The sequence below is a fragment of the Streptomyces tibetensis genome, from assembly GCF_040647715.1.
GTDB classification, from domain to species: domain Bacteria; phylum Actinomycetota; class Actinomycetes; order Streptomycetales; family Streptomycetaceae; genus Streptomyces; species Streptomyces tibetensis_A.
This window is the reverse complement of record NZ_JBEZCR010000003.1, coordinates 426055-451505: the sequence shown is the minus strand read 5'-3', so window position 1 is coordinate 451505 and position 25451 is coordinate 426055. Positions and strand designations below refer to the sequence as shown.

Annotated in this window: 24 protein-coding genes; 13 read left to right on the top strand and 11 right to left on the bottom strand. The window is 71.8% G+C overall.

Features of this window, described 5'->3' with window-relative positions:
- The first annotated feature begins 175 nt into the window (after nucleotides 1–175).
- The 5 genes from AB0B29_RS10745 to mscL all read left to right on the top strand — a co-directional run bounded on the left by AB0B29_RS10745 (nucleotide 176) and on the right by mscL (nucleotide 4290).
- Nucleotides 176–1468: an MFS transporter gene (locus AB0B29_RS10745; protein ID WP_362236783.1), complete on the top strand. Its 1293-nt coding sequence runs from the start codon at nucleotides 176–178 to the stop codon at nucleotides 1466–1468.
- A 67-nt stretch (nucleotides 1469–1535) separates the two neighbouring features.
- Entirely contained in the window at nucleotides 1536–1853 is a 318-nt protein-coding gene (locus AB0B29_RS10740) for an FmdB family zinc ribbon protein (protein ID WP_362236781.1), read from the top strand.
- A gap of 78 nt (nucleotides 1854–1931) precedes the next feature.
- Entirely contained in the window at nucleotides 1932–2804 is an 873-nt protein-coding gene (locus tag AB0B29_RS10735) for an S-methyl-5'-thioadenosine phosphorylase (protein ID WP_362236778.1), read from the top strand.
- Nucleotides 2805–3144: 340 nt separating this feature from the next.
- The gene (locus tag AB0B29_RS10730; RefSeq protein WP_436845822.1) at nucleotides 3145–3735 is read left to right on the top strand and encodes a hypothetical protein; all 591 of its coding nucleotides are present in this window, start codon (nucleotides 3145–3147) and stop codon (nucleotides 3733–3735) included.
- 96 nt (nucleotides 3736–3831) lie between these two features.
- Nucleotides 3832–4290 (top strand): large conductance mechanosensitive channel protein MscL, encoded by a 459-nt coding sequence (gene mscL, locus AB0B29_RS10725; RefSeq protein WP_362236776.1) that lies wholly within the window; start codon nucleotides 3832–3834, stop codon nucleotides 4288–4290.
- A 133-nt stretch (nucleotides 4291–4423) separates the two neighbouring features.
- On the opposite strand, the gene AB0B29_RS10720 is transcribed toward mscL, so the two are convergent.
- Nucleotides 4424–4603 (bottom strand): hypothetical protein, encoded by a 180-nt coding sequence (locus tag AB0B29_RS10720; protein ID WP_362236773.1) that lies wholly within the window; start codon nucleotides 4601–4603, stop codon nucleotides 4424–4426.
- A 56-nt stretch (nucleotides 4604–4659) separates the two neighbouring features.
- On the opposite strand from AB0B29_RS10720, the gene AB0B29_RS10715 reads away from it, so the two are divergent.
- The 4 genes from AB0B29_RS10715 (at nucleotide 4660) to AB0B29_RS10700 (ending at nucleotide 9475) form a co-directional block, all read left to right on the top strand.
- Nucleotides 4660–5892 carry a low temperature requirement protein A gene (locus tag AB0B29_RS10715; protein WP_362236770.1) on the top strand — a complete coding sequence of 411 codons (1233 nt, stop codon included), beginning with the start codon at nucleotides 4660–4662 and terminating at the stop codon, nucleotides 5890–5892.
- 234 nt (nucleotides 5893–6126) lie between these two features.
- Nucleotides 6127–7155 (top strand): P1 family peptidase, encoded by a 1029-nt coding sequence (locus AB0B29_RS10710; RefSeq protein WP_362236767.1) that lies wholly within the window; start codon nucleotides 6127–6129, stop codon nucleotides 7153–7155.
- Between the two features lie 166 nt (nucleotides 7156–7321).
- Complete coding sequence (locus AB0B29_RS10705) at nucleotides 7322–8539, top strand: L,D-transpeptidase (RefSeq protein ID WP_362236765.1); 1218 nt, start codon at nucleotides 7322–7324, stop codon at nucleotides 8537–8539.
- A 189-nt stretch (nucleotides 8540–8728) separates the two neighbouring features.
- Nucleotides 8729–9475, top strand: a complete 747-nt coding sequence (locus AB0B29_RS10700; protein ID WP_362236762.1) for a DUF6227 family protein — start codon at nucleotides 8729–8731, stop codon at nucleotides 9473–9475.
- Between the two features lie 17 nt (nucleotides 9476–9492).
- Here the strand turns inward: AB0B29_RS10700 and AB0B29_RS10695 are convergent, their stop codons facing one another.
- The 5 genes from AB0B29_RS10695 to AB0B29_RS10675 form a co-directional block, all read right to left on the bottom strand.
- Nucleotides 9493–9651: a hypothetical protein gene (locus AB0B29_RS10695; RefSeq protein WP_362236760.1), complete on the bottom strand. Its 159-nt coding sequence runs from the start codon at nucleotides 9649–9651 to the stop codon at nucleotides 9493–9495.
- Between the two features lie 117 nt (nucleotides 9652–9768).
- The gene (locus AB0B29_RS10690; RefSeq protein WP_362236757.1) at nucleotides 9769–11826 is read right to left on the bottom strand and encodes a PTS fructose transporter subunit IIABC; all 2058 of its coding nucleotides are present in this window, start codon (nucleotides 11824–11826) and stop codon (nucleotides 9769–9771) included.
- Between the two features lie 154 nt (nucleotides 11827–11980).
- A complete protein-coding gene (gene pfkB, locus AB0B29_RS10685; RefSeq protein ID WP_362236754.1) occupies nucleotides 11981–12928 on the bottom strand; it encodes a 1-phosphofructokinase in 948 nt (315 codons plus the stop codon).
- Nucleotides 12925–13686, bottom strand: coding sequence for a DeoR/GlpR family DNA-binding transcription regulator (locus tag AB0B29_RS10680; RefSeq protein WP_362236751.1), 762 nt, complete (start codon nucleotides 13684–13686; stop codon nucleotides 12925–12927). The genes pfkB and AB0B29_RS10680 overlap by 4 nt, the downstream gene beginning before the upstream one ends.
- A gap of 268 nt (nucleotides 13687–13954) precedes the next feature.
- On the bottom strand, nucleotides 13955–15460 hold the full coding sequence (locus AB0B29_RS10675; RefSeq protein ID WP_362236748.1) for an MFS transporter: 1506 nt from the start codon (nucleotides 15458–15460) through the stop codon (nucleotides 13955–13957).
- Nucleotides 15461–15522: 62 nt separating this feature from the next.
- Between AB0B29_RS10675 and AB0B29_RS10670 the strand changes: the two genes are divergently transcribed.
- Nucleotides 15523–16584, top strand: a complete 1062-nt coding sequence (locus tag AB0B29_RS10670) for a helix-turn-helix transcriptional regulator (RefSeq protein ID WP_362236746.1) — start codon at nucleotides 15523–15525, stop codon at nucleotides 16582–16584.
- A 9-nt stretch (nucleotides 16585–16593) separates the two neighbouring features.
- Here the strand turns inward: AB0B29_RS10670 and AB0B29_RS10665 are convergent, their stop codons facing one another.
- Nucleotides 16594–17442, bottom strand: a complete 849-nt coding sequence (locus tag AB0B29_RS10665; RefSeq protein WP_436845821.1) for a TetR/AcrR family transcriptional regulator — start codon at nucleotides 17440–17442, stop codon at nucleotides 16594–16596.
- Nucleotides 17443–17859: 417 nt separating this feature from the next.
- Nucleotides 17860–18858, bottom strand: a complete 999-nt coding sequence (locus tag AB0B29_RS10660) for a sigma-70 family RNA polymerase sigma factor (protein WP_031107295.1) — start codon at nucleotides 18856–18858, stop codon at nucleotides 17860–17862.
- Between the two features lie 194 nt (nucleotides 18859–19052).
- Between AB0B29_RS10660 and AB0B29_RS10655 the strand changes: the two genes are divergently transcribed.
- Nucleotides 19053–19571, top strand: coding sequence for a GNAT family N-acetyltransferase (locus AB0B29_RS10655; protein ID WP_362236743.1), 519 nt, complete (start codon nucleotides 19053–19055; stop codon nucleotides 19569–19571).
- A 75-nt stretch (nucleotides 19572–19646) separates the two neighbouring features.
- On the opposite strand, the gene AB0B29_RS10650 is transcribed toward AB0B29_RS10655, so the two are convergent.
- Nucleotides 19647–20432, bottom strand: coding sequence for a dioxygenase family protein (locus AB0B29_RS10650; protein WP_362236741.1), 786 nt, complete (start codon nucleotides 20430–20432; stop codon nucleotides 19647–19649).
- A gap of 90 nt (nucleotides 20433–20522) precedes the next feature.
- On the opposite strand from AB0B29_RS10650, the gene AB0B29_RS10645 reads away from it, so the two are divergent.
- A complete protein-coding gene (locus AB0B29_RS10645; RefSeq protein WP_362236738.1) occupies nucleotides 20523–21056 on the top strand; it encodes a MarR family winged helix-turn-helix transcriptional regulator in 534 nt (177 codons plus the stop codon).
- Nucleotides 21057–21192: 136 nt separating this feature from the next.
- Here AB0B29_RS10645 and AB0B29_RS10640 read toward each other — a convergent pair whose 3' ends face one another.
- Together AB0B29_RS10640 and AB0B29_RS10635 are read right to left on the bottom strand one after the other, a co-directional pair.
- Nucleotides 21193–22737, bottom strand: a complete 1545-nt coding sequence (locus AB0B29_RS10640; RefSeq protein WP_362236735.1) for an MFS transporter — start codon at nucleotides 22735–22737, stop codon at nucleotides 21193–21195.
- Nucleotides 22738–22932: 195 nt separating this feature from the next.
- A complete protein-coding gene (locus AB0B29_RS10635) occupies nucleotides 22933–23577 on the bottom strand; it encodes a TetR/AcrR family transcriptional regulator (RefSeq protein WP_362236732.1) in 645 nt (214 codons plus the stop codon).
- Between the two features lie 297 nt (nucleotides 23578–23874).
- Between AB0B29_RS10635 and AB0B29_RS10630 the strand changes: the two genes are divergently transcribed.
- Complete coding sequence (locus tag AB0B29_RS10630) at nucleotides 23875–25230, top strand: M6 family metalloprotease domain-containing protein (protein WP_436845831.1); 1356 nt, start codon at nucleotides 23875–23877, stop codon at nucleotides 25228–25230.
- Nucleotides 25231–25451: the final 221 nt, after the last annotated feature.

The following is a 25451-nucleotide window of genomic DNA, read 5'->3' as shown; positions in this document are numbered from 1 at the left end:
AGGCGTAACCCAGATCGAACCAACTCTGCCTGACGCAGAGCTGGCGCGACCGTATGGCGGTCGGGACACCCCTCCTCACCGGGCCCCGGCATCTACCGCAGTTCCGCGCAAGAGGACAGCTCTCGGCGCCGCCCGCTACGGGGCCGCGCTACCAGGCGGCAGAAAGGCACGGGCCGTGGCGTCCACGGTCACCTCGAAGGCGTCGGAGAACCCGACGGCTTCCGCCCGCCCGGGATACGGCCGGCTGCTGCGCACCCGCGGCGCCTGGACGTTCCTGATCCCCGGCTTCGCGGCACGCCAGCCGTTCGCGATGCTGACCATCTCCATCGTCCTGCTGGTGCAGCACACCACCGGCTCCTACGGGGCGGCGGGCGCCGCCGCGGCCGTCACCGGTGTCTCCATGGCGCTGTTCGCCCCCTACAGCGGACGCCTCGCCGACCGCTACGGGCAGCGCGCCGTACTGATCCCGGGAGTGCTGCTGCACGCGGTCGCGGGGCTGACCCTCACGGCGCTCGCCCTGCTGGACGCGCCCCTGTGGGCGGTGTTCGCTGCGGCCGTGCCGACCGGCGCCTCGGTTCCGCAGGTCGGCCCGATGGTGCGGGCCCGCTGGGGTGTCAAGCTCAAGGACTCGCCGCTGATGACCACCGCGGCCGCCTTCGAGTCCGTCACGGACGAGCTGACCTTCGTGGTCGGCCCGCTGCTGGCCACCGCCCTGTGCACGGCCGTCGACCCGGCCGCCGGACTGGTCACGGAGGCCTCGCTGACCCTGATCGGCGGCCTGCTGTTCGCCGCACAGAGGAGCACGCAGCCCTCGGTGGCCGGCAGCGGGCACGCGCGCGTGGAGCACGCCTCGGCCCTGCGCGTCCCCGGGGTGCGCGTGCTGATCGTGACCTTCCTGGGCATCGGCACCGTCTTCGGCGGCATGCAGGTCTCCCTGGCCGCATTCACCGAGTCGATCGGCGAACCGGGCATGAACGGGGTCCTCTACGGCGTCTTCGCCGCGGGCAACATGCTCTCCGGCGTGGTCTGCGGCGCGATCGCCTGGAAGGCGGCCCCACAGCGGCGCCTGGTCGTCGGCTACGCGGCGCTCGCCCTGACCGCGTCGGGCCTGTGGGCCGCCCATTCGGTGCCGGTCCTGGCCGGCCTCGGCCTGCTGGTCGGCATGTGCATCGCGCCCTCCCTGATCACCGGCTACACCCTGGTCGACAACCTGGTCCCGGCCGGTGCCCGCACCGAGGCCTTCACCTGGCTGACCGGGGCGGTGGCGCTCGGCCAGGCCGCCGCCGTCACGGTCGCCGGACAGCTGGAGGACCGCCTCTGGGGAGGCGCCGGTTTCCTGGTGCCGATGGGCGGCACACTGCTTGCCCTGGTGACCCTCCTGGCCCTGCGTTCCCGGCTGGTGGCGCGGGGCAACGGCCGGACCGTCGCACGTGGCGTGGGTCACCGCGTGCCGGTGGCAGTGGACTGAGCGGCCGGAATACGTCACTATGGATCGTCGTTAGCACTCATCGAGTGAGAGTGCCAGGAGGAAGACAGTGCCGACCTACCAGTACCAGTGCACCGAGTGCGGCGAAGGCCTCGAGGCGGTGCAGAAGTTCACCGACGACGCCCTCACCGAGTGCCCCAACTGCAAGGGCCGCCTGAAGAAGGTGTTCTCGGCGGTCGGCATCGTCTTCAAGGGCTCCGGCTTCTACCGGAACGACAGCCGCGGCTCCTCGTCGAGCAGTTCCCCGGCGAAGTCGTCGAGCACCTCGTCCTCGGGGTCGTCGTCCTCCGACTCCGGCTCGTCGAGCTCCGCTTCCAGCTCGTCGTCGAGCGCCGGCAGCTCCTCCAGCAGCACCACCGCCGCGTAAGGCCTGATTCTTACGGGACCCTGTCACCCTCGGGGCGACGGGGTCCTCGGCGTTTCCGCCTGCGGTTAGGGTGCGGGCATGGCGAACAAGGCGAACGCGACGGACCAGGCGACGGACCAGGCAGGCGCCGGGATCGGCGTCATCGGCGGCTCGGGGTTCTACTCCTTCCTCGACGACGTGACCGAGATCCAGGTCGACACCCCGTACGGGCCGCCCAGCGACTCACTGTTCGTCGGTGACGTCGCCGGCCGGCGGGTCGCCTTCCTGCCGCGGCACGGGCGGGGGCACCACCTGCCGCCGCACCGGATCAACTACCGCGCCAACCTGTGGGCGCTGCGCTCGGTCGGCGTGCGCCAGGTCCTCGCCCCGTGCGCCGTAGGCGGCCTGCGCCCCGAGTACGGGCCGGGCACGCTGCTGGTCCCGGACCAGCTGGTCGACCGCACGAAGTCCCGCGCGGGCACCTTCTTCGACGGGCTGCCGCTGCCCGACGGCTCGGTGCCGAACGTGGTGCACGTGTCGCTGGCCGACCCCTACTGCCCCGCCGGGCGGGCCGTCGCACTGAAGGCGGCGCGTGGCCGGGACTGGGAGCCGGTGGACGGCGGCACGCTGGTCGTCGTCGAGGGGCCGCGCTTCTCGACGCGTGCGGAATCGTTGTGGCACCAGGCGCAGGGGTGGTCGGTGGTGGGCATGACCGGCCATCCCGAGGCGGCGCTCGCCCGTGAGCTGGAGCTCTGCTACACGTCCCTGACCCTGGTCACCGACCTCGACGCGGGTGCCGAGACGGGTGAGGGGGTCTCGCATGACGAGGTGCTCCGGGTGTTCGCGGCGAACGTGGACCGGCTGCGGGGGGTGCTGTTCGACGCGGTGGCCGGGCTGCCCGGGGAGAGCGAGCGGGACTGTCTGTGTGCGAGTGCGCTGGGCGGGATGGATCCGGGGTTCGTGCTGCCGTAGGTGGCAGGCCCCCGTCTCCGGGGTTCGTGCTGCCGTAGGCGGCAGGCCCCCGTCTCCGGGGTTCGTGCTGCCGTAGGTGGCAGGCCCCGGTCTCCGGGGTTCGTGCTGCCGTAGGTGGCAGGCCCCGGTCTCCGGGGTTCGTGCTGCCGTAGGCGGCAGGCCCCCGTCTCCGGGGGTGCACATCGTCGCCGACCTCGCCGCCGGGGGAGAGCGGAACTCGCCGTTCGGGTGAGGGAGTTGTCCACAGCCCGGCGGTGGGTCCACAGGCCCGAGCGGGCGGCGCCGGGAAGCCTCATCGTGGGGAGCGCAAGCCGGTCCCTCGTCGCAGGTGGTGGTCCCCGTGCCCTTCGCTCGTTCCTCGGTCCTCTCCTCTCCCCCCTCCTGGTCGCTCGCCTCGGGCCCGCCCGGGGCGGAGGTGCCCGCGACCCGTGAGGTGCCGCGGTTCGACCCGGTCCGGGTGCGCGGCGGTCACCGCTCCGGCCGGCTCGTCCGGAACCGCCGGCGGGCCCTGGCCGTCGGACTCGCGGTCACCGCGACGGCGCTCGTGGCGGCGGGTCCGCGCGACACCGACGGGCCCCGTGGTCATCCCCGGGCCCGGCCTCCCGCGCACACGGCGACGCTGCCCGGGCGGCAGCCCGTGCACCCGCATCATGCCGTGGGGTCGGTGACCGCCCCGGTCCGGATCTCCGACGCGGCCACCGTGCGGCTGCTGCGGCCCGGCGACCGGGTCGACGTCATCGCCGCCGAGGGGGCGGTGCCGGGCGGCGATGCCCGGGTGGTCGCGCGCGGGGCCAGGGTGACGAAGGTGCCGGAGCCGGTGGAGGGCGCGGGCGACAACGGGGCGCTGGTCGTGCTGTCGGTGCCCCGGGCCGTCGCGGCGCGGCTGGCCGGTGCCGGTGCCACCGGGCGGTTGGCGGTGACGTTGTGGTGACTCCGGAGGGACCCAGGTTCTCGGTGCGGGCCGGCGTTGACGTAGGTTGCGGAGCGTTTTGTTCCACAAGCTGCTCGTGTGAGGAGACGCCCCGAGGTGAGCGAGAAGAAGGAGTCGAGCATCCTGCAGGGCTTCAAGGCCTTCCTGATGCGCGGGAACGTCGTCGATCTGGCGGTGGCGGTGGTGATCGGTGCCGCCTTCACCAACATCGTGAACGCCGTGGTGAAGGGGATCATCAACCCGGTCGTCGGTGCCATCGGAACCAAGAACCTCGACCACTACAGCTCGTGCCTGAGCTCTTCCTGCGAGGGCGAGAAGGGCATCCAGATCCTGTGGGGGTCCGTCCTGGGCGCCACCCTGAGCTTCGTGATCACCGCGGCGGTCGTCTACTTCCTGATGGTCCTGCCCATGGCGAAGTACCTGGCCCGGCTGGAGGCCCGCCGCAAGGCCAAGGAGGGCGCGCAGGAGATCATCGAGGTGACCGAGCTGGAGGTCCTGAAGGAGATCCGGGACGCCCTGGTCGCCCAGCGCGGCTCGGGACACGACCGGCAGTAACGGCGCTGTGGGCGGCGGTCCGGGCAGGAACGGCGCCGCAGGCGGCGGTCCGGGCAGCTCGGGAGCGGGCGCGGGCAGCTCGGGAGCGGGCGCGGGCAGCTCGGGAGCGGGCGCGGGCAGCCGCCCGGCCGGTTCAGAGGTGGTGGGGAGGTTTCTCGTCCAGGAAGCGCTTGAGGTCCGCCGCACTGCCGCCGGAGTCGGTGCGCTCGCCCCATCCGCGGTCGGTGTCGTCGGAGGACTGCTGGTCGAGCGGATCGTCGAAGACCAGCGCGGGCTTCGGCTCGCGCGGCTCGGCGCCGGGGACGGTACTCATGCAACCAGGGTACGGTCGCGGAGACATTCCCCGTGCCTTCTGTTGTGCTGGGACGCATGACGTCCAGCCCCACTCCCCCGCACGTCCCCTCCGACGCGCCCGGCGGCCGGGGACCGCTGCGCAGGCTCCGGGCCCGCGGCCGCGACGAGGCGCACCGGACGGCCTCACCGCTGGAGCTCTTCTTCGACCTGTGCTTCGTCGTGGCCGTCGCCCAGGCGGGCATCGAGCTGGTGCACTCCGTCGCCCAGGGGCACGCGGGCCAGGGCATCCTCGACTACGCGATGGTGTTCTTCGCCCTGTGGTGGGCCTGGATGAACTTCACCTGGTTCGCCTCGGCCTACGACAACGACGACGTGCTCTACCGGGTCGTCACACTGGTGCAGATCGCGGGTGTGCTGGTCCTCGCGGCGGGGGTCTCCCAGGCGTTCGAGGAGCACGACTACCTCGTGGTCTGGCTGGGCTACGCGATCATGCGGGTGGCCATGGCGACGCAGTGGCTGCGGGCGGCCCGGGCCGGGAAGGGCCCGGAGCGCACGACGGCCCTGCGCTACGCCGGCGGCGTGCTGGCGTGCCAGGTCGGCTGGCTGGGGCTGCTGTTCCTGCCCGAGGGGGCCCGGCCCTGGTGGTTCCTGGTGATGGCGCTGCTGGAGATGTGCGTGCCGCCCCTCGCGGAGAGAGGTCACACCACGTCCTGGCATCCCCGTCACATCGCGGAGCGGTACGGGCTGTTCACCATCATCGTGCTCGGCGAGACGATCGCAGCGGCCACGGTCGCCGTGAAGTCCGGCATCGACGAGAACGACGCGCTGGGCGAGCTCCTCCCCATCGCGGCGGGTGGGCTGCTGGTCGTCTTCGCGGCCTGGTGGATCTACTTCGTGGTGCCCATCCACGGCCATCTGCGATCCAACCGGCAGGCGTTCCTGTGGGGGTACGGCCACTACCTGGTGTTCGCGTCCGCAGCCGCGATCGGGGCCGGGCTGGAGGTGGCGGTGGAGGAGACGGTCGGCAAGGCGCACATCTCCACGCTGGCGGCGTCGGCTGCCGTGACCCTGCCCACGGCTCTGTACCTGCTCACGGTGTGGGCCCTGCACTCGCGCCACTTCAAGCGGGGCATCACCCAGCAGCTGGTGCTGCCGACGACGGCCCTGCTGGTGATCTGCTGCACGTTCCTCGGGCACTGGGCGGTGTTCACGGCGGGGGTGGTCTGCGCGCTGTCGGTGGTGGCCGGAGAGACCGTGGCCGCGCGCCGGGTGGCCGGGGGGAGCCGGCCGGCGACGCGCCTCGGGTGAGCACCTTCGCTTTCCCCTCCACGCCCGCTGTCCCTTGCCCGCCCGCTGTCCCCGCTTTCCCCTCCACGCCCGCTTTGCCTGCCCGGCCGCTGTCCCTGCATACCCGCTGTCCCTTGCACACCCGCTGTCCCTTGCACACCCGCTGTCCCTGCACGCTCGCGTCAACGGCCTCGACGCGGCGTCCGCCGGCTCGGTGCGTCCGTGGGGTTCGGCGGCTGGACGAGACTGTGCCCCATGACAGTTGACGCACTGACGGATGTCACCGGCCTGCGGGTGGGGCACGCGACCCGCACCGGCGACGGTTGGCTCACCGGCACCACGGTCGTACTCGCCCCGGAGGGCGGGGCCGTGGCGGCCGTGGACGTGCGGGGCGGTGGCCCCGGCACCAAGGAGACGGACGCGCTCGACCCGCGCAACGTGGTGCGCAAGGTCGAGGCGGTCGTGCTGACCGGGGGCAGCGCCTACGGGCTCGATGCCGCGGCGGGAGTGATGGCCTGGCTGGAGGAGCGGGGGCGTGGGATCCGGGTCGGGGCGGACCCGGCGCATGTGGTGCCGGTGGTGCCCGCCGCGTGCGTCTTCGATCTGGGGCGGGGCGGTGACTTCCGGGCCCGGCCGGACGCGGCGACCGGCCGGGCGGCGGTCGAGGCGGCCGCGGCGAGCGAGCCGGGCGCCCAGGTGCCCCAGGGGTGCGTGGGCGCGGGCACGGGAGCCGTGGTCGGTGCGATGAAGGGCGGTGTCGGCAGCGCGAGCACGGTGCTCGGCTCGGGGATCACCGTGGCCGCGCTGGTGGTGGCCAACGCGGCGGGGTCGACGGTGGATCCGGAAACGGGGGTGCTGTACGGGGAGTTGTTCCAGGGCCGGGTGGAGTACCCGGGGGCGGAGATCCACGCGGCCGCGCAGCGGCGTCTCGCCGAGACGGCCGCGAGGAGCACGCCACCGCCGCTCAACACCACGCTCGCCGTGGTCGCCACGGACGCGGACCTGTCCAAGGCGCAGGCGCAGAAGCTGGCCGGCACGGCGCACGACGGCATCGCCCGCGCGGTGCGTCCGGTGCATCTCCTCAACGACGGGGACACGGTGTTCACGCTGGCGACCGGCGAGCGCGCCCTGGACGTCGCGGACCCGCTCGCCCTCAACGAGGTCCTGGCGGCGGGCGCCGACGTGGTGACGCGCGCGATCGTCCGGGCCGTGCGCGCCGCGCAGCCGGTGGACGGTCCGGGCGGGGCGTGGCCTTCGTACGGGGAGCTGTACGCGGGCCGTTGAACGGGCGCCCTGCGCACAGGGGTTGCACAGCGGGCCCGGAAAATGTCGCGGTTCTGTCACGTGAGGGCCTTCATGGGGAACGGACGGAACCCGACCGGCCCCCGGGCCCCTCTACTCCCACGTACTGGAGCGGATCACGCAACATCACACGAACTGGGAGCAGCCCGTGACAACGCCGAACATTTCAGCGCGGCGCACTCTGGGGGCCTGTGCCGCCCTGGTGGTCGGCGCCCTGACCCTCACCGCCTGCGGCGGCAGCGCCAACGCCAAGGACGACCACAAGGGCGGCAAGGCCGGGACCAAGACGTCCGTCGCGAAGATCGCCATCTCGGCGAAGGACGGTTCGACGGGCGCGTCCATCAACGCGACCGGCGTGAAGGTCAGCGACGGCAAGCTGACCGACGTGAAGATGACGGTGGCGGGCAGCGGCCAGGCCGTCGCGGGGTCGATCTCCGGTGACGGCAAGGTCTGGAAGCCGAAGGAGCAGCTGGAGCGCGGAACCAAGTACCAGATATCCGCGACCGCCAAGGACGCGGACGGCCGGACGGCGGCGGCCAACTCCATTTTCACGACGGTGACGTCGTCGAACAGCTTCATCGGCACGTACACGCCGGACAACGGCACGACGGTCGGCGTGGGGATGCCGGTGTCGTTCACCTTCGACAAGGCCATCACCGACCGCAAGGCCGTGCAGTCGCACATCACGGTGACGTCCAGCAGCGGGCAGCAGGTCGTCGGGCACTGGTTCAACGGGCAGCGGCTCGACTTCCGGCCGGAGGAGTACTGGAAGGCCGGCTCCAAGGTGACGATGAAGATCGACCTGGACGGGGTCGAGGGCGCGAACGGCGTCTACGGCGTGCAGAAGAAGACGGTCACCTTCACGGTGGGCCGTTCGCAGGTCTCCACGGTGGACGTCAACACGCAGACGATGACGGTGGTCCGGGACGGCAAGACCCTCAAGACGATCCCGATCTCGGCGGGCAGTCCGGAGCACACCACCTACAACGGGCAGATGGTGATCTCCGAGAAGTTCGTCCAGACGCGGATGAACAGCCGGACGGTCGGGCTGGGTGGCGAGTACGACATCCCTGACGTGCCGCACGCGATGCGTCTGACGACGTCGGGCACGTTCATCCACGGCAACTACTGGTACAACAAGGGCAACCCGCCCTTCGGCCGCCAGGGCACCAGCCACGGCTGCGTGGGACTCGCCGACGTCCAGGGCGCGGGAGGCAGCACGCCCGCCAAGTGGTTCTACGACAACTCCCTCATCGGCGACGTGGTGATCGTGAAGAACTCCCCCGACAAGACGGTGGCGCCGGACAACGGGCTCAACGGCTGGAACATGGCGTGGAGCCAGTGGACGGCGGACAGCGCTTCCTGACCGGCTGCGAGACTGCCGGCAACCGTCCCGACTGGGGTTTTTGACGGACCGAAGGGGCCGCGCGGGAACCGTTCGCGCGGCCCGCGCGTTTCACCGGACGTACGTTTTCTCGGTTCCCGGACATGATGTCCGGCCGAGGGGCTACGGTATGCACCCACAAGGTGACATGCAGCAACGCCGGGAGAAACCTTGAGCGTTCCGTACGAGACGGCAGCGTACGAACCCCACGACTCGCCCGAGACTCCGGAGGAGCACCTCGCGCGGCTCCTCGGCCGCGCCCTGAACTCCTTCGAGCTACCGGACGAGGCGATAAGGCGGCTGGACTGCGCACTGGCGCACGACGGCTCGCTGCATTCCGCGCATCACAGCGCCGGCCTGCACCGGGAGACGTACCGGCACACGTGGTTGCTCCCCGACGGTTCGGCGCTCACCCTGTGGGAGCTCGTCCACAACACCGCACCGGGCAGCGAACCGCAGCACGAGGTGTACGTCGACGAGGAGGAGCTGCGCGCCGCCACCACGCGGCTGCCGCTGCCGCCGGACACCCCGGACTTCGAACTGCCGGTGACGGTGCAGCTGTCGCCGGTCCCCACCCCGCGGCACGCGTACGCCCCGGAGGATTCGGCGGACCACGCGCGCAGGTTACTGCGCCGGGCGGAGAACGTGGACCGGCCGGGCGTGGACACGGCGGCCCTGCTGGCCACGGCGTCCGGGCACCAGATCACCCAGGCCTTCGGCCGGCCGTGCCGCGCGGGCCGGGCGGGGCTGGGTTTCTCGCTCTACGAGCACGCGTTCCTGCTGCGCGACGGCGAGGAGGTCTCCCTCTGGGAGGTCGAGCACACGGCGACGCCGGACGGGCGGCACATGTGTGAGGTGTACGCCAGCGAGGACGCGGCGCGCGAGGCGATGGAACGGCGGGCGGCGCAGCTGTCCTGAGGCAGAGCCGAGGTTCCTCAGGCGCTTGTGTCTCCGAGCCGGCGCACCAGCTCGGTGAAGGCGTCTCTCTCCTCGGCGGTCAGCTCCACGGACTCCGACCGGTGGCCCGTCTGCCGCTGCTGCGGGAGGGCGGGGAGCGGGTGGCCTTCGGGCCATCGGGAGACGTGCTCGGGCATGCGCCCCAGTAGACACCACGGCCCGGGACTTCGGTCCCGGGCCGTGATTTTCGTGATCTATCTCGCAGGTGGCATGAACGGTTCACACGACCCGAATGGGACGAACTCGCACCGGTTTCACGCCGCGACGGGCTGCTTCGTCTCCGTCGTCCCGACCGCGCCGCTCTCGCCGGAGGCCGGTGCGGCGCCCAGGGCCGGCTTGCGCATGCCCTTCAGGACGACGACCAGGGCCGTCGTGACACAGACGCCCGCGGCGATGGCGACCAGGTAGAGGAACGGGTTGCCGATCAGCGGGACCACGAAGATGCCGCCGTGCGGGGCGCGCAGGGTGGCGCCGAAGGCCATCGACAGGGCGCCGGTGACCGCGCCGCCCGCCATGGAGGCCGGGATGACGCGCAGCGGGTCGGCCGCCGCGAAGGGGATCGCGCCCTCGGAGATGAAGGAGGCGCCCAGCACCCAGGCGGCCTTGCCGTTCTCACGCTCGGTCTGGGTGAAGAGCTTGCCGCGGACGGTCGTGGCCAGGGCCATGGCCAGCGGCGGGACCATGCCGGCCGCCATCACCGCGGCCATGATCTTCATCGCCGAGTCGCTGGGGCTGGCCACCGCGATACCGGCCGTGGCGAAGGTGTAGGCGACCTTGTTGACGGGGCCGCCGAGGTCGAAGCACATCATCAGGCCGAGGAGGGTGCCGAGCAGGATGGCGTTGCTGCCGGACAGGCCGTTCAGCCAGTCGGTCATGCCCTTCTGGGCCTCGGCGATGGGCTTGCCGATGACGACGAACATCAGGAACCCGACGATCGCCGCGGAGATCAGCGGGATCACCACCACGGGCATGATGCCGCGCAGCGCCGCCGGGACGTTCACCTTCTGGATCGCCATCACGACGCCACCGGCGATCAGACCGGCCGCCAGGCCGCCGAGGAACCCGGCGTTGATGTTGAACGCGATCATGCCGCCGACGAACCCGGGGACGATGCCGGGCCGGTCGGCCATGCCGTAGGCGATGTAGCCGGCCAGGACCGGGACGAGGAAGCCGAAGGCGACGCCGCCGATCTGGAAGAGCAGGGCCGCCCAGCTGTCGGCCTGCGTCCACAGGAAGTGGTCCATCACCGACGGGGCCTTGTTGATCTTGTAGCCGCCGATCGCGAATCCGAGGGCGATGAGCAGACCGCCCGCCGCGACGAACGGCACCATGTAACTGACGCCGGACATCAGCCACTTGCGCAGCTTGGTGCCGTAGCCCTCGCCGGACTCGCCCGCGCGCTCCACGGGAGTGGACGGAGCGGATCCGGAGGTGACCTCGCCGCGTGCCGCCTTCTCTCGGACCTCGGTGATGAGTTCGGCGGCGCGGTTGATGCCCGCCTTCACCCCGACGTCGACGGTGGGCTTGCCGGCGAACCGCTCCTTTTCCCGCACGGGCACGTCGTGGGCGAAGATCACGGCGTCCGCCGCGGCGATGACCTGCGGGTCGAGCCGCGTGAAACCGGCCGAGCCCTGGGGCTCCACGGTGAGTTCGACACCCGCCTCCCGGCCGGCGTTCTCCAGCGACTCGGCCGCCATGTAGGTGTGGGCGATGCCGGTGGGGCAGGAGGTGACGGCGACGATGCGGAACGGGCGCTCCGCGGAGGGCTTTTCGGTGGTGGTGTCGTCCGCGGTGACCGTGGCGGCGGCGGGAGAGGCCGCTCCCGCCGACGCCACGGTGTCTTCGGAACCCGCGGGTGCGGGTGCGTCCGGCTCGTCGCCGCGGATCAGGGCCGCCGCGGCCGGCGCGTCGCTCACCGCGCGCAGGGCGTCGGTGAACTCGCTGTTCATCAGCTGCCGGGCCAGCGACGAAAGGATCGTCAGATGGGCGTCGTCCGCGCCGGCCGGCGCGGCGATCAGGAAGATCAGGTCGGCGGGGCCGTCCGGGGCGCCGAAGTCGATGCCCTCGGCGCTGCGGCCGAAGGCGAGGGTCGGCTCGGTGACGTGCTCGCTGCGGCAGTGCGGGATGCCGATGCCGCCGTCGAGGCCGGTCGGCATCTGGGCCTCACGGGCTGCCACGTCGGCGAGGAAGCCGTCCAGGTCGGTCACCCGGCCCAGGGCCACCATGCGCTCGGCGAGGGCACGGGCCGCCGCTTCCTTGGTGTCGGCGGACAGGCCGAGGTCGACCAGGTCCGCCGTGATCATGTCGCTCATCGCGGGCTCCTTAGCACGCGTATCGCCCGGTGGGAGGGGTGGGCGGGGAGGGGAACGGGGGTGCGGTGGGGGGTGACGGGGGTGGAGGTGAGGCCCGCGAGTAACGGGGAGGAGGCCTGCGGCTCGGGCGAAGGCGCGCCCTGCTCGTCGTACGTCATGACACCGGCTCCTTCAGCACACGGTCCGCCGGGACCTCGGACGTGACCGTCACCGCTGCCGGGTCCAGGTCGCTCGGCGTCGGCATCACGCTGCCGGGCAGCTGGACGGCCGCGGCACCGTGCGCGACCGCGGAGGCCAGGGCCTCGGGGCCGTTGCCGCCGGCGATCAGGAAACCGGCGAGGGAGGAGTCACCGGCGCCGACGTTGCTGCGGACGGCGGCCACGCGGGCGCTGCCGAACCAGGCGCCCTCCGCGGAGACGAGCAGCTGCCCGTCGGCGCCGAGGCTGGCGAGGACGGCCCGGGCACCCATCTCGCGCAGTTCCTCGGCGGCCTTGACGGCGTCACCGACGGTGGCGAGGGGGCGGCCGACGGCTCCGGCGAGTTCCTCGGCGTTCGGCTTGACCACGTCGGGCCGCTCGCGCAGGGCCGCGAGCAATGCGGGCCCGGAGGTGTCCAGGGCGATCCGGACCCCTGCGGCGTGCGCGCGGGCGACCAGGTCGGCGTACCAGGAGGGGGCGAGGCCACGCGGGAGGCTGCCACAGCAGGCGATCCAGGAGGCGTCGCGGGACTGCTGCCGTACGGTCTCCAGGAGCAGTTCGCGCTCGGCGCCGGAGAGTTCGGGGCCCGGCGCGTTGATCTTCGTCAGGACGCCGTCGGACTCGGCGAGGGCGATGTTGGAGCGGGTGGCTCCGGCGACCGGAACGGGCGCGACCTCGATGCCCTGCTGGTCGAGCAGGTCGGCGACCAGGGCGCCCGGAGCGCCGCCCAGGGGCAGGACCGCCACCGTGCGCCGGCCGGCCGCGGCGACGGCGCGCGAGACGTTCACGCCCTTGCCGCCCGGGTCCATCCGCTCGCCGGTGGCGCGGATGACCTCGCCGCGGTCGAGGGACGGCACCTCGTAGGTGCGGTCCAGGGACGGGTTGGGGGTGACGGTGAGGATCATGCGCGCACTACTTCCGTGCCGCCGCGCTCGATCGCGACGGCGTCTTCGGGGCTCAGCCCGCTGTCGGTGATCAGCAGGTCCACATCGCTCAGGTCGCCGAAGCGGGCGAAGTGCTCCTGGCCGTGCTTGGAGGAGTCGGCGAGCAGCACCACCCGGCGGGCGGCGGCCACGGCCGCGCGCTTCACGGCGGCCTCGGCGAGGTCGGGGGTGGTCAGGCCGTGTTCGGCGGAGAAGCCGTTGGCGGCCACGAACAGCACGTCGGCGCGGATCTCGCCGTATGCCCGCAGCGCCCAGGCGTCCACGGCGGCGCGCGTGCGATGCCGTACGCGCCCTCCGATGAGGTGGAGCTGGATGCCGGGGTGGTCGGCGAGGCGGGCCGCGATGGGGAGGCTGTGCGTGACGACGGTGAGGGAGGCCTCCAGGGGGAGGGCGGCGGCCATCCGCGCCACCGTCGTCCCGGCGTCGAGGATCACCGTGCCCTCGGTGGGCAGTTCCGCGAGGGCCGCCTTGGCGATGCCGTCCTTCTCGTCGGCGGCGGTGGTCTCGCGCTCGGCGAGATCCGGCTCGAAGTCGAGGCGCCCGGCCGGGATGGCCCCGCCGTGCACCCGGCGGACGAGTCCGGCGCGGTCGAGGGCCTTCAGATCCCGGCGGATCGTCTCCGCCGTCACCTGGAACTGCTCGGCCAGCGACACGACATCCACTCGGCCGCCGTCACGGGCGAGCCGGAGGATCTCCTGCTGCCGCTCCGGTGCGTACATGTCCGTTCACCTCCGCCTCATGCCCGAACGTGTGGTTTCAGCGGGAGGCTACGCCGAGATTTCCGCAAAGTAAACAGGTTCGGACTCAATCGGGCATGAGGAGGAACGGAGAGCGGGAACGGGAGCCGGAGCGGGAGCGGGAGCGGCAACGGCATGGGGAGCGGGAACGGGAGTGGGAGCGGATAGCGGGAGCGGATAGCGGGAGCGGATAGCGGGAGCGGAGACGCGGACGGGCCCGGCACCGAGGTGCCGGGCCCGTTTCCCGCGGTCAGACCAGCACCGCTGCCTTCTCCCCCGTCGGCGCCTGCTCGCCCTCCACATGCTGCGCGGGCCGCTTCGGCAGCGCGAACATCAGCAGGAAGATGGTGCCCAGCACCGCCGCGACCCAGCCGAGCGCGTTCTGGAACGCGTCCACGAAGGCGGGACCGATCTGCTCGGGCCGCAGGTGGTCGGAGATCGTGCCGAAGAACACCACCGACACCAGGCCGAGTCCCAGCGCGTTGCCCATCTGCTGCACGGTGTTGATCAGTCCCGACGCCGAACCGGCGTGCTCGCGCGGCACCTCCGAGAGGATCGCGTCGGTCAGCGGCGCGACGATCAGCCCCATGCCCACGCCCATCACGACCAGCGGAAGGGCCATCTGCCACGCAGCTATGGACAGGCCGTAGTGCCCGGACTCCCAGATGTAGAGCAGCACACCGGCCGCCATCACCAGCGCGCCCGTCTGGAGCACCTTGCGCCCGAAGCGCGGCACCAGCTTCTGCACCGACATCCCGGCGGCCACGGACACGGCGATCGAGAACGGCACCCCGGTCAGCCCGGCCTTCAGCGGGCTCCAGCCCAGCCCGAACTGCATGTACAGCGTCCACACCAGGAAGAACACGCCGAGCGCGACACCGAAGACGGTCTGCACGGCGATCCCGGCCGCGAAGCTCTTGACCTTGAACAGCGACAGCTCGACCAGCGGGGAGCCGTCCCGCGCGGCCTTGCGCCTCTCGTACGCCACCAGCGCCGCGAGGACGACGAGCGACCCGGCCATCGAGACGTACCCCCACACCGGCCAGTCCAGCTCGCGGCCGCGGATGAGCGGGTAGAGCAGCATCAGCAGGCCCAGCGTCACCAGCGCGACGCCCACCAGGTCCAGCTTCAGGGCGCGCGGCGCCTTGGACTCGGTGATGAAGCGGCTGCCGAGGATCAGGCCGGCGACACCCACGGGCAGGTTGATCAGGAAGATCGACCGCCACTCCCAGCCGAACAGGTTCCACTCGGTCAGCAGCGCGCCGAGGACCGGACCGGACACGGCTCCGAGGCCGACGACCGCGCCGAACAGCCCGAACACCTTGCCCCGCTCGTGCGCCGGGAAGGTGGCGTGCACGATCGACAGCACCTGCGGCACCATCAGCGCCGCCATGCCGCCCTGCAGGAACCGCGAGGCGACCAGCATCTCCGGGTTCACCGCGAGGCCGCACAGCGCGGAGGCGACCGTGAACCCGCCGATGCCGACGAGGAAGATCCGCTTGCGCCCGTGGATGTCGCCGAGCCGCCCGCCGGTGATCAGGCCGGCGGCGAAGGCGAGGGCGTAACCGGCGGTGATCCACTGGATCTGGCTGAACGACGCGCCCGCCTCCCGCTGGATCGACGGGATGGCGACGTTGACGATCGTCACGTCGACGAGGTCCATGAAGGCCGCGGTCATCACGATCGCGAGGGCGAACCAGCGCCGGCGGTCGGTCCCGCCGCCCGCCGTGCCGAGGGTGCTGTCGGTGGAGTTCATGCTCCGAAGGTAGACCGGTAATAGGTCAGATCGTGTCCTAGTGGTGCGCCATCCTCATCGGTATGACGACGGACACCCCGGCTCGGCTGCTGACGCTTCTCTCCCTTCTCCAGACGCCCCGCGAATGGCCCGGCGGTGAGCTCTCCGAGCGGCTCGGGGTCTCCCGCCGCACGGTGCGGCGGGACATCGACCGGCTGCGCGAGCTCGGCTATCCCGTGCAGGCGACCAAGGGCGCCGACGGCGGCTACCGGCTGGTCGCCGGCAAGGCCATGCCCCCGCTCGTGCTCGACGACGAGGAGGCAGTGGCCATCGCGGTCGGCCTGCGCGCCGGGGCGGGGCACGCGGTGGAGGGCCTGGACGAGGCCTCGGTGCGGGCCCTGGCCAAGCTGGAGCAGGTCCTGCCCGGGCGGCTACGCCACCGTGTGACCACCCTTCAGGCGGCGACGACGCCGCTGACCAGCGGGGACGGGCCGAGCATCGCGCCCGAGACGCTGACCGTCATGGCCTCCACGGTGGCCGGGCACGAACGGCTGCGGTTCGCCTACCGGACCGCGGACGGCACCGAGTCGCGACGCCTGACGGAGCCCTACCGGCTGGTGTCGACGGGCCGCCGCTGGTACCTGGTGGCCTACGACATCGACCGGGACGACTGGCGCACCTTCCGCGTCGACCGGGTCAGCGAACCGTTCGCCACCGGAGCCCGCTTCGTGCCGCGCGAGCTGCCCACGGGCAACGCGGCGGAGTACCTGCGGCGCTCCATGCAACACCGGCACCGGTCCTACGACTTCGAGGTCACGTTCGCCGCACCGGCCGACTTCGTCGCCGCCCGGGTACCCGACTGGCTGGGCACGCCCGAGCCGTTGGACGACGGCAGCTGCCGACTACGGGGATCCGTCAGCGACGCCGTTCAGTGGGTGGCGTTCCGGCTGGCGATGCTGGAGTGCGACTTCGTGGTGCACGAGCCGGAACAACTCGTGACGGCGGTCAGGGAGTTGGGCGCACGGTTGACCAGGGCGGCCGGGGCGCCGGACGCGGCCGGGGTGGGCGTGCCGGACGCGGGCGGAGCACCGGACGCGGGCGGAATGCGGGAGGTGGGCGTGGTGCGGGACACGGGCGGGGTGTGAGCCGTCGTGTCACTGTCCCCACGGGAAGTCCCGCAGGGCCGCGAGATTGCGCAGGGCGAGTTCCGCCGGGCCGTCCGGGCCCTCGACGGGCCCGTCCCCCGCGGCCCAGGCCTCCAACGCGGCCCGTACGGCGGCACTGGCGACGGCGGCGGCGAAGCGGAGGTCGGCGGTGACCACGGGAGCCTCACCGGCCACGGCAACGTTGTCGCCGACTCCGGAGGCTCCACCGACTCCGGAGGCTGACTCGACTGCTCGGGCCCCACCGACTCCAGAGGCCCCACCGACTCCTCCGGCCCCACCGACTTCAGAGGCCCCATATGCCCCAGAGCCCCCACCAGCTACAGACGCCTCACCAGCGTCGCGCACCCCCTCGGCCCCCGACGACCCGACACGTGTCACCCGTTCCGCCATCACCTCGCCCAGACGCCGCTCGGACGCCTGGCACACCTCCGCCCACACCCTGCCCAGGGAGGGGGTCGCCTCAGCCAGGCGCAGGAGTGTGCGGACCCACTCCCAGGAGGACACCGAGACGCCCACCCCTGGAGTGAGGGTGTGGTGCACCCCTTGCTCCAGGGCTCGCAGCACACCGGCGTCGGCAGGAGCGGCCCGCACCGCCTCCACCCAGCGCTGGGCGCCGGTCGCATACAGCGGGGCGACCGCCTCTTCCTTGGTGGCGAAGTACCGGTAGAAGGTGCGCGGGGCGATACCGGCGGCCTGGGCGATGTCCTCCGCGCGGGTGGCACGCAGGCCGTGCCGTACGAAGAGACCGGCTGCCACCCGGGCGATCTCCATACGTGTTTCGGCCTTCCGCCGCTCGGTCAGTGAGGACGGAGGCGGGGTAGGGGTGGTGCTGCTCACGCCCGGCAGGCTATGCCCATGTGACACAATCTGCCACTGGCGGGCCACCCCGTGGTTCAGGTACGGGGTGGCCCGCCCTCCAGGAACAGAGAGCCGGGCCCCGGCGTCCGGGGGGAAGGACGCCGAAGCCCGGTCTCGGGGAAAGTCCCGGCGCCGGGGGGAGTGCGACGGGACCTGGCTGTAGGGGTCAAGGGGCGTGGCCCCGGGCCCGAACTGGTGGACCCAGAAGTCTTGTTCCCTGAGTCCGCGGATTGAAGCAGCGTTACATCGCCATGTTTGCGCGGTCTTTCGCCACCCGGCGTACGCGGTGACCCCCGGGCGCACACGGTCCGTCACCACTGGCCGTGGGAACGGGTCGTACGCCCGGACGCTCACCGAGGTGACCGACGCCCGACGCCGGGGACACGGGGCCGAGCCTTACGCCGCCGCGTCGAACCCGGTGCTGCGGGCCAGCTTCTTCAGCTCCAGCAGCGCATGCTTCTCGATCTGCCGGATGCGCTCGCGGGTCAGACCGTGCTCCTTGCCGACTTCGGTCAGGGTGCGCTCGCGGCCGTCCTCGATGCCGTAACGCATCTTGATGATCGACGCCGTGCGCTGGTCGAGGCGGCCGATGAGGTCGTCGAGCTCCTCGCTGCGCAGCAGGGTGAGCACCGACTGCTCGGGCGACACCGCCGAGGTGTCCTCCAGGAGGTCGCCGAACTGCGTCTCGCCCTCGTCGTCCACCGACATGTTCAGCGAGACCGGGTCACGGGCCCAGTCCAGCACGTCGGTGACGCGCTCCGGCGTCGAGCCGAGCTCGGCCGCGATCTCCGCGGGCTCCGGGTCCCGGCCGTGCTCGCGGTTGAACTCGCGCTGCACACGCCGGATCCTGCCGAGCTCCTCCACGAGGTGGACGGGCAGGCGGATCGTGCGGGACTGGTCGGCTATCGAGCGGGTGATGGCCTGGCGGATCCACCACGTCGCGTACGTGGAGAACTTGAAGCCCTTGCGGTAGTCGAACTTCTCGACCGCGCGCACCAGGCCGGCGTTGCCCTCCTGGATCAGGTCCAGCAGCGGCAGGCCGCTGCGGGGGTAGCGGCGGGCGACGGCGACGACGAGGCGCAGGTTGGAGCGGATGAAGACGTCCTTGGCGCGCTCGCTCGCGTCGACCAGGGCCTGAAGCTCCTCGGGGGAAGCCCCGGCCTTGTTCTCCTCCAGGCCGTCGAGGATCTGCTGGGCGAACACACCCGCTTCGATGATCTGCGACAGCTCGACCTCCTTGGCGGCGTCGAGCAGCGGTGTGCGCGCGATCTCGTCGAGGTACATGCCGACCAGGTCGCGGTCGGCGATCTCGCCGCCATGGGCGCGAACACTGCTTGCCGCGTCGGCCGTCTCGCCGGTGGCGGACTGACGACGGGCGACGGCACGGGTTGCCATGCGAGCTCCCTTGCGATGGTGAGGTCAGCGGGTGGTCCTTCGGACGCGGGACTCCGTCTTCCGGGACTCTCCGGACTCTCCTCGGGTGCCCTGCATCCGAAGGAAACAACGACTGGAATCAGGACAGAATTCCCAACCCGGCCCCCGATTTTTCTGATCATGCAGTACCCTGTCCGGCCACACGAGGAGGCCGGATGCCGCCAGAGTCCACAGAGGTGCAGGTCAGGCCGGGGGTCGAGGGTGACCTCGAAGCCCTCACGGCCCTCTACAACCACTATGTAGGTGAGACGGCGATCACATTCGATACCGCGATCTTCACTCCGGAGGAGCGCCGCCCTTGGCTGCTCTCCCACCCTGAAGACGGGCCGCACCGCCTGATGGTTGCCACGGAGCCGGATACACAGGAGATCCTGGGCTACGCCACTTCCAGCCCTTTCCGGATGAAGCCCGCTTATGCCACGTCCGTGGAGACGACCGTGTACGTCGCTCCGAGCGCCGGCCGGCGTGGCGTCGGCACACTCCTCTACACGGCCCTCTTCGAGGCGCTGGCGGGCGAGGACATCCACCGCGCCTACGCGGGCATCGTGCCGCCGAACGAGGCGTCGGCCCGGCTGCACGAGCGCTTCGGCTTCCGGCACGTCGGCACCTACCAGGAGGTCGGCCGCAAGTTCGGGCGCTACTGGGACGTGGCCTGGTACGAGAAGCCGCTGTAGAGCGCCTCCGCGGGCTCGGCGCCGCCCTGGCCCGCCTCAGCCGAATCCGCGGGCTCGCCGCCGCCCCGGCCCGCCTCAGCCGAACTGGACCGACCGCTTCGCCAGCCCCATCCAGAACCCGTCGATCACGGACCTCTGCGTGTCCAGCTCACCCGCCGCGTCGGCCGCGCCCATGGTCACGAACAGCGGGGCGAAGTGCTCGGTGCGCGGGTGGGCCAGCTGCCCCGCGGGGGACTTGTGGGTGAAGTCGAGCAGGGCGTCCACGTCACGCGCCTCCAGCGCCCGCCTGCCCCAGTCGTCGAACTCGGCCGACCACGCGGGGATGCCGCCCTGCCGCAGCGCGGCCAGGTTGTGGGTGAAGAAGCCCGAGCCGACGATGAGCACGCCCTCGTCCCGCAGCGGGGCGAGTTTGCGGCCGATCTCCATCAGCCGGACCGGATCGAGTGTCGGCATGGACACCTGCAGGACCGGGAGGTCGGCCTGCGGGTACATCTCGACCAGCGGGACGTACGCGCCGTGGTCGAGACCGCGGTCGGGGACGTCCTGGACGGGGATGCCGGGGGCGCGCAGCAGTTTGCGCACGGACTCCGCGAGCTCCGGTGCGCCGGGAGCGTCGTACTTCACCCGGTAGTAGTGCTCGGGGAAGCCCCAGAAGTCGTAGACGAGCGGGACGGTCTCCGTCGCGCCGAGGGCGAGCGGGGCCTCCTCCCAGTGGGCGGAGACGATCAGGACGGCCTTGGGACGAGGCAGGCCCGCGGACCAGACGGCCAGTTCACCGGGCCAGACCGGGTCGTCCGCCAGGGGCGGCGCGCCGTGGCTGAGGTACAGAGCGGGCATGCGCTCCTGGGTGGCGGCGGACATGCTGCGGCTCCTTCCAAAACGTGGTTCCCTGACAAAACTGTACGGGCCATTTGTTTAAAGTTCAAGGAGGGGCCACGTAGAGTGGAACGCATGAAGGCACCCGCATCCGCACCGACAACCGGCTCGACCGCCCCACCCCAGGAACCGCGCTGGCTCACCGACGAGGAGCAGCGCGTCTGGCGCTGGTTCATGGAGGGCGCCACCCTCCTCGACGACCATCTCGACCGCCAGCTCCAGCGCGACGCGGGCATGCCGCACGTCTATTACGGCCTTCTGGTCAAGCTCGCCGAGGCGCCGCGGCGCAGGCTGCGGATGACCGAGCTGGCGATGCTGGCGAAGATCACCCGCTCCCGCCTCTCGCACGCCATCGCGCGCCTGGAGAAGAACGGCTGGGTACGCCGGGAGGACTGCCCCGACGACAAGCGGGGCCAGTTCGCCGTCCTCACCGACGAGGGCCTCCAGGTGCTTCGGCAGACCGCGCCCGGGCACGTCGAGGCCGTGCGCCAGGCCGTGTTCGACCGGCTCTCGCCGGAACAGCAGAAGTCCCTCGGCGAGATCATGCGGATCATCGCCGAGGGACTCCAGCCGGCCGAAGCGGGTGCGGACCTGCCCTGGCTCCGCTGAGCCGCGAAGCCGGGGCAGGTCCTGGATTCCGTAGGTGCGAGGCGTCCCCTTCCTCGCACCTACGGATGGCCCGAAGGGGTGCGGTGCGCGACCGCCGGGGCGTGGCGCGTGACCGCCGGGGTGTGGTGCGCCGGCGTCAGTGGGCGACCACCGGGATCTGCACCTCGTCCGCCGCGCCCTCCCCGGAGGACGACGCCACCGGCGTACCGCCCGGGCGGCCGGCGTTGACGAACGTCAGGGCGATCGCGGCGGCCACCACGAGGATGCCGACGGCGAACCAGATGGCGCTGGTGTAGCCCTGCACCATGGCCTCCAGCTGGACCAGCTGCTGCTGGGACCGGCTGGTCGCCCCGGCGATGTGGTCGGCGACGTACGCCGTGGTCGCCGAGGCGGCGATGGTGTTCAGCAGGGCCGTGCCGATCGCGCCGCCCACCTGCTGCGAGGTGTTGACCATCGCGGAGGCGACACCGGCGTCCCGCGGCTCGACGCCCTGGGTGGCCAGCGACATGGCCGGCATGAACGCCGTACCCATACCGAGGCCGAGCAGCAGCATCGCCGGCAGCAGCAGGGCCGCGTACGAGGAGCCGATCTCCAGCTGGGTCAGCAGCAGCATGCCGAGTGCGGCGACCAGGAAGCCGGGGCCCATCAGCAGGCGCGGTGCGACCCGGGTCATCAGGCGGGTGCCGATCTGGGTGGAGCCCGTGATCATGCCCGCGATCATCGGCAGGAAGGCGAACCCGGTCTTGACCGGCGAGTAGCCCTTCACGATCTGCAGGTAGTAGGTCAGGAAGAGGAACAGGCCGAACATCGCGATGATCGCGAGACCGAGCGAGAGGTAGATCCCGCCGCGGTTGCGCTCGGTGACCACGCGCAGCGGCAGCAGCGGGGCCTTGACCTTGGACTCGACGAGCACGAAGGAGAGCAGCAGCACGGCCGAGGCGACGAACATGCCGATGGTGAGGGAGTCGCTCCAGCCGTTCGACTCGGCGCGGGTGAAGCCGTAGACGAGGGCGACCAGGCCGAGGGTGGACAGGATCACGCCGGGGATGTCGAGCGGGGAGCGGTTGCGGCCGCCCTCCGGCTCACGGATGACGAAGTAGGCGCCGGCCGCGGCGACGATGGCGAACGGGATGTTCACGAAGAACGTCCAGCGCCAGTCCAGGTATTCGGTGAGGAAGCCGCCCAGGATCAGGCCGACGGCGCCGCCGCCACCGGCGATCGCGCCGTAGATGCCGAACGCCTTGGCGCGCTCCTTGGCGTCGGTGAACATCACGGCCAGCAGGGAGAGCGCGGCGGGCGCGAGCAGGGCGCCGAAGACGCCCTGGAGGGCGCGGGCGCCGAACATCATCGCCTCGTTGGTGGCCGCGCCGCCGAGCGCGGATGCCGCGGCGAAGCCGCCCAGGCCGACGACGAAGGCCTTCTTGCGGCCCCACAGGTCGGCTATCCGGCCGCCGAACAGGAGCAGACCGCCGAAGGCGAGGGCGTAGGCCGTGACGACCCACTGCCGGTTGCCGTCGGAGATGCCCAGGTCCTGCTGGGCGGAGGGCAGGGCGATGTTCACGATGGTGGCGTCCAGGACGACCATCAGCTGGGCGAGCGCGATGAAGACGAGCGCTTTCCAGCGGCCGGCATCCGGCTCTCTGGCCGGTGCGGCGAGGGTTTTGGAGGCTGTTTCAGACATGGGGATACCCACTTCGGGACTTCGTGACGGAAAAAGGGTGACGGCTCGCCCTCCGGACGGCCGCAGGGACTGTCGGTCAGGGTTCAGACGGGTGGGGCCGCCTGAACTCATCGGGTTGAAGCGATCGGACCGAGACGATCGGGCCGAGGCGATGTGGCTCGGGTCGGGTCGGACGGATCCGGGCGTGCTGATCGGTCAGGGCCGGCGCAGATCCTCCAGGGTCACGGCCGTACCCGGCAGGACCGAGCGGGCGGGAGCCCGCAGCCCGTCCAGGAACAGCTGAAGATGGCGGTGGACGAAACGGTCGGCCCGGAAGCAGTCCGTACCGGCCGGGGGCCGGCTGAGCTGGGCCACGGCGATCATGACGTCCCCCACGTCCACGTCGGACCGGAGCTGCCCGGCCGACCTCGCGCGGTCCATGACCTCCGCGACCTGCCGCTCGACTCGTTCACGTGCGGCCTCCAGGTCCGGGTGGTGCTGGTCGAACGTGCTGGAGACCATCGGGCACAACGCGCTGATCCGCTCGTCGGCGGCGGCGTGCACGAAGCGCTCCAGCGCCTCGAACGCGTCGCCGGTCTCGGTGAGCGCGACCTCGGCTGCGGCGGCCGTACGGTCCATGACGGAGCAGACGACCTCGCGGACGAGTGCGTCGCGGTCCGGGAAGTTGCGGTACACCGTGGCATTGCCGACGCCGGCCCGGCGGGCGATCTCGTCGAGCGGCACCTCGGGGCCGTGCTCGACGAACATCTCCCGGGCGGCGGTGACGATCCGCTCCCGGTTGCGCAGGGCGTCGGCGCGGGGCCGGGGCACCTTGCGCGCTTCGGGGCTGGCGGTCTGCACGGCGTACTCCTCGTGAGGGAAAGTGACTGGTGCTCCGATCCGGGGAGCGGGTCCCCGTTTCGGTCGGACACATGGCTAAACGGGGAGTAGGTCCCCGGTATTTCCCGCTGCCGCCGAAATTATTTGTGACCTGGCTCACAAACCGCCCTGCTGCGCCCCCGACCGCTACTGACGGGAAACCCACGATCGGTCTCTTCCAGCGCGCGTCCCCCCACCCCGCGACGCAGGGTGATCGGAAGGGTGCAGCCGGAGACGGGAGGCTGCCGTGGCGCGGGAGGTCCCTTGCAGGTCCCTTGCATACAGCCGCCGCCCCGGCGCCCCCGCCCGGGCGGCACGGGCCCGCCCCGCCGCCGGATACCCCGGCGCCGGCTGGCCGCCCTGGCCTGTGTGAGCGCCCTGACCTTCACCGTCAGCACCTCGGCCGGCACGGGCCGGCTCGTCCCGGGCTCCAGTACGGCGGGAGCAGGCCCGATCGTCCTCTCCCACACCCCCGCTCACGGCCCCTGCATGATCCGCGGCGCGCGCGGGGTCCAGATGTCCGAGGGCATCCCCACCGCCACCGGCTACACCCGCTCCACGGGCATCGTCCGCGCCCTCACCCTGATGGTCGACTTCTCCGACGCCCCGGGCGAGGGTGACGCCCAGGACCGCTTCCGCGAGTTCTTCCCGCAGACCAGCGAGTGGTTCCGCACCAGCTCCTACGGCCGCCTCGACTACCGCCCCGAGACGCCCATACCCGGCTGGCTGCGGATGCCGAAGTCCTTCCGGGAGTACGGCATAGAGCGCGGGGCCCCGTTCGAGCCCGGCTACCGCGCCCTGGTCCAGGACCTCGTCGAAGTCGCCGACCCGGAGGTGGACTTCCGCGCGTACGACCTGCTGAACGTCCTGGTGAGCCCCAACGCCGGCCCCTCCGCCCTGGACACGGTCCTGTCCGTCACCTTCGCCGGCAACCCGGACGCCCCGGTGGCCGACGGCATACCCGTGGCCAACGCGTCCTTCGTCTACTCCCGCCAGGACGACGGCTCCGGCTCCTACGACCGCACCGGCTACCGCGTCCTCCCCCACGAGAACGGCCATGTCTTCGGCCTCCCCGACCTGTACACCGCGGAGGGCGGGGGCGCGGTCGGCCACTGGGACATCATGAGCGAGGACTGGGGCGCCAACAACGACTTCCTCGGCTGGCACAAGTGGAAGCTGGGCTGGCTCGACGCCGCCCAGGTCCACTGCGCGGCGTCCCCCGGCACCACGGAGTACACCCTGACGCCGCTGGCCCGGGCCGGTGGCTCCAAGCTGGTCTTCGTCCCCCTCGACGCCCGCACCGGCTACGCCGTCGAACTGCGCACCCACGCCGGCAACGACGAGGCGGTGTGCCGGCCGGGCGTCCTGATCTACAAGGTCGACGCGGAGGTGGACACGGGCATGGGCCCGGTCACCGTCACCGACTCCCGCCGCAACAGCGGCGGCTGCACGCGCGCGCCGAACGTCCACGCGGAACTGTCGGACGCGACGTTCACCCCCGGCGAGACGTTCCGCGACGCGGGCCGGGGCATCACGATCGAGGTGACGGGGGTGGAGCCGGGAGTGGCGGGGGTGGGGGCGGGAGGACGGGCAAGGGCGGAAGGGGGGTATCGGGTGCGGGTGACGAGGGAGTAGGGGGCGGGGGGTGCTGGGCCGGGGCGCCAGGCGGCCGGCTGCTCCCGGGACAGGCGGGGGTGCTGGGCCGGGGCGCCAGGCGGCCGGCTGCTCCCGGGGGCCCGCGGGCTGCCGGTTGCTGCCGCCGGCTGCCGGATGTTGCCCTCTCGGATTACTCGGATCAGTCGGATCACTCGGATTACGGTGGGCTTGCCGCGACCGTCGCGAGCGCAGTACGGAGA

What these genes read in the sequence shown, in the direction of transcription:
- AB0B29_RS10735 (WP_362236778.1), top strand. Translation starts at nt 1,932, where the DNA reads ATGGCGAACAAGGCGAACGCGACGGACCAGGCGACGGACCAGGCAGGC.
- AB0B29_RS10720 (WP_362236773.1), bottom strand. Translation starts at nt 4,603, where the DNA reads ATGAGTACCGTCCCCGGCGCCGAGCCGCGCGAGCCGAAGCCCGCGCTG.
- AB0B29_RS10715 (WP_362236770.1), top strand. Translation starts at nt 4,660, where the DNA reads ATGACGTCCAGCCCCACTCCCCCGCACGTCCCCTCCGACGCGCCCGGC.
- AB0B29_RS10710 (WP_362236767.1), top strand. Translation starts at nt 6,127, where the DNA reads ATGACAGTTGACGCACTGACGGATGTCACCGGCCTGCGGGTGGGGCAC.
- AB0B29_RS10695 (WP_362236760.1), bottom strand. Translation starts at nt 9,651, where the DNA reads ATGCCCGAGCACGTCTCCCGATGGCCCGAAGGCCACCCGCTCCCCGCC.
- AB0B29_RS10690 (WP_362236757.1), bottom strand. Translation starts at nt 11,826, where the DNA reads ATGAGCGACATGATCACGGCGGACCTGGTCGACCTCGGCCTGTCCGCC.
- pfkB (WP_362236754.1), bottom strand. Translation starts at nt 12,928, where the DNA reads ATGATCCTCACCGTCACCCCCAACCCGTCCCTGGACCGCACCTACGAG.
- AB0B29_RS10680 (WP_362236751.1), bottom strand. Translation starts at nt 13,686, where the DNA reads ATGTACGCACCGGAGCGGCAGCAGGAGATCCTCCGGCTCGCCCGTGAC.
- AB0B29_RS10675 (WP_362236748.1), bottom strand. Translation starts at nt 15,460, where the DNA reads ATGAACTCCACCGACAGCACCCTCGGCACGGCGGGCGGCGGGACCGAC.
- AB0B29_RS10670 (WP_362236746.1), top strand. Translation starts at nt 15,523, where the DNA reads ATGACGACGGACACCCCGGCTCGGCTGCTGACGCTTCTCTCCCTTCTC.
- AB0B29_RS10660 (WP_031107295.1), bottom strand. Translation starts at nt 18,858, where the DNA reads ATGGCAACCCGTGCCGTCGCCCGTCGTCAGTCCGCCACCGGCGAGACG.
- AB0B29_RS10655 (WP_362236743.1), top strand. Translation starts at nt 19,053, where the DNA reads ATGCCGCCAGAGTCCACAGAGGTGCAGGTCAGGCCGGGGGTCGAGGGT.
- AB0B29_RS10650 (WP_362236741.1), bottom strand. Translation starts at nt 20,432, where the DNA reads ATGTCCGCCGCCACCCAGGAGCGCATGCCCGCTCTGTACCTCAGCCAC.
- AB0B29_RS10645 (WP_362236738.1), top strand. Translation starts at nt 20,523, where the DNA reads ATGAAGGCACCCGCATCCGCACCGACAACCGGCTCGACCGCCCCACCC.
- AB0B29_RS10640 (WP_362236735.1), bottom strand. Translation starts at nt 22,737, where the DNA reads ATGTCTGAAACAGCCTCCAAAACCCTCGCCGCACCGGCCAGAGAGCCG.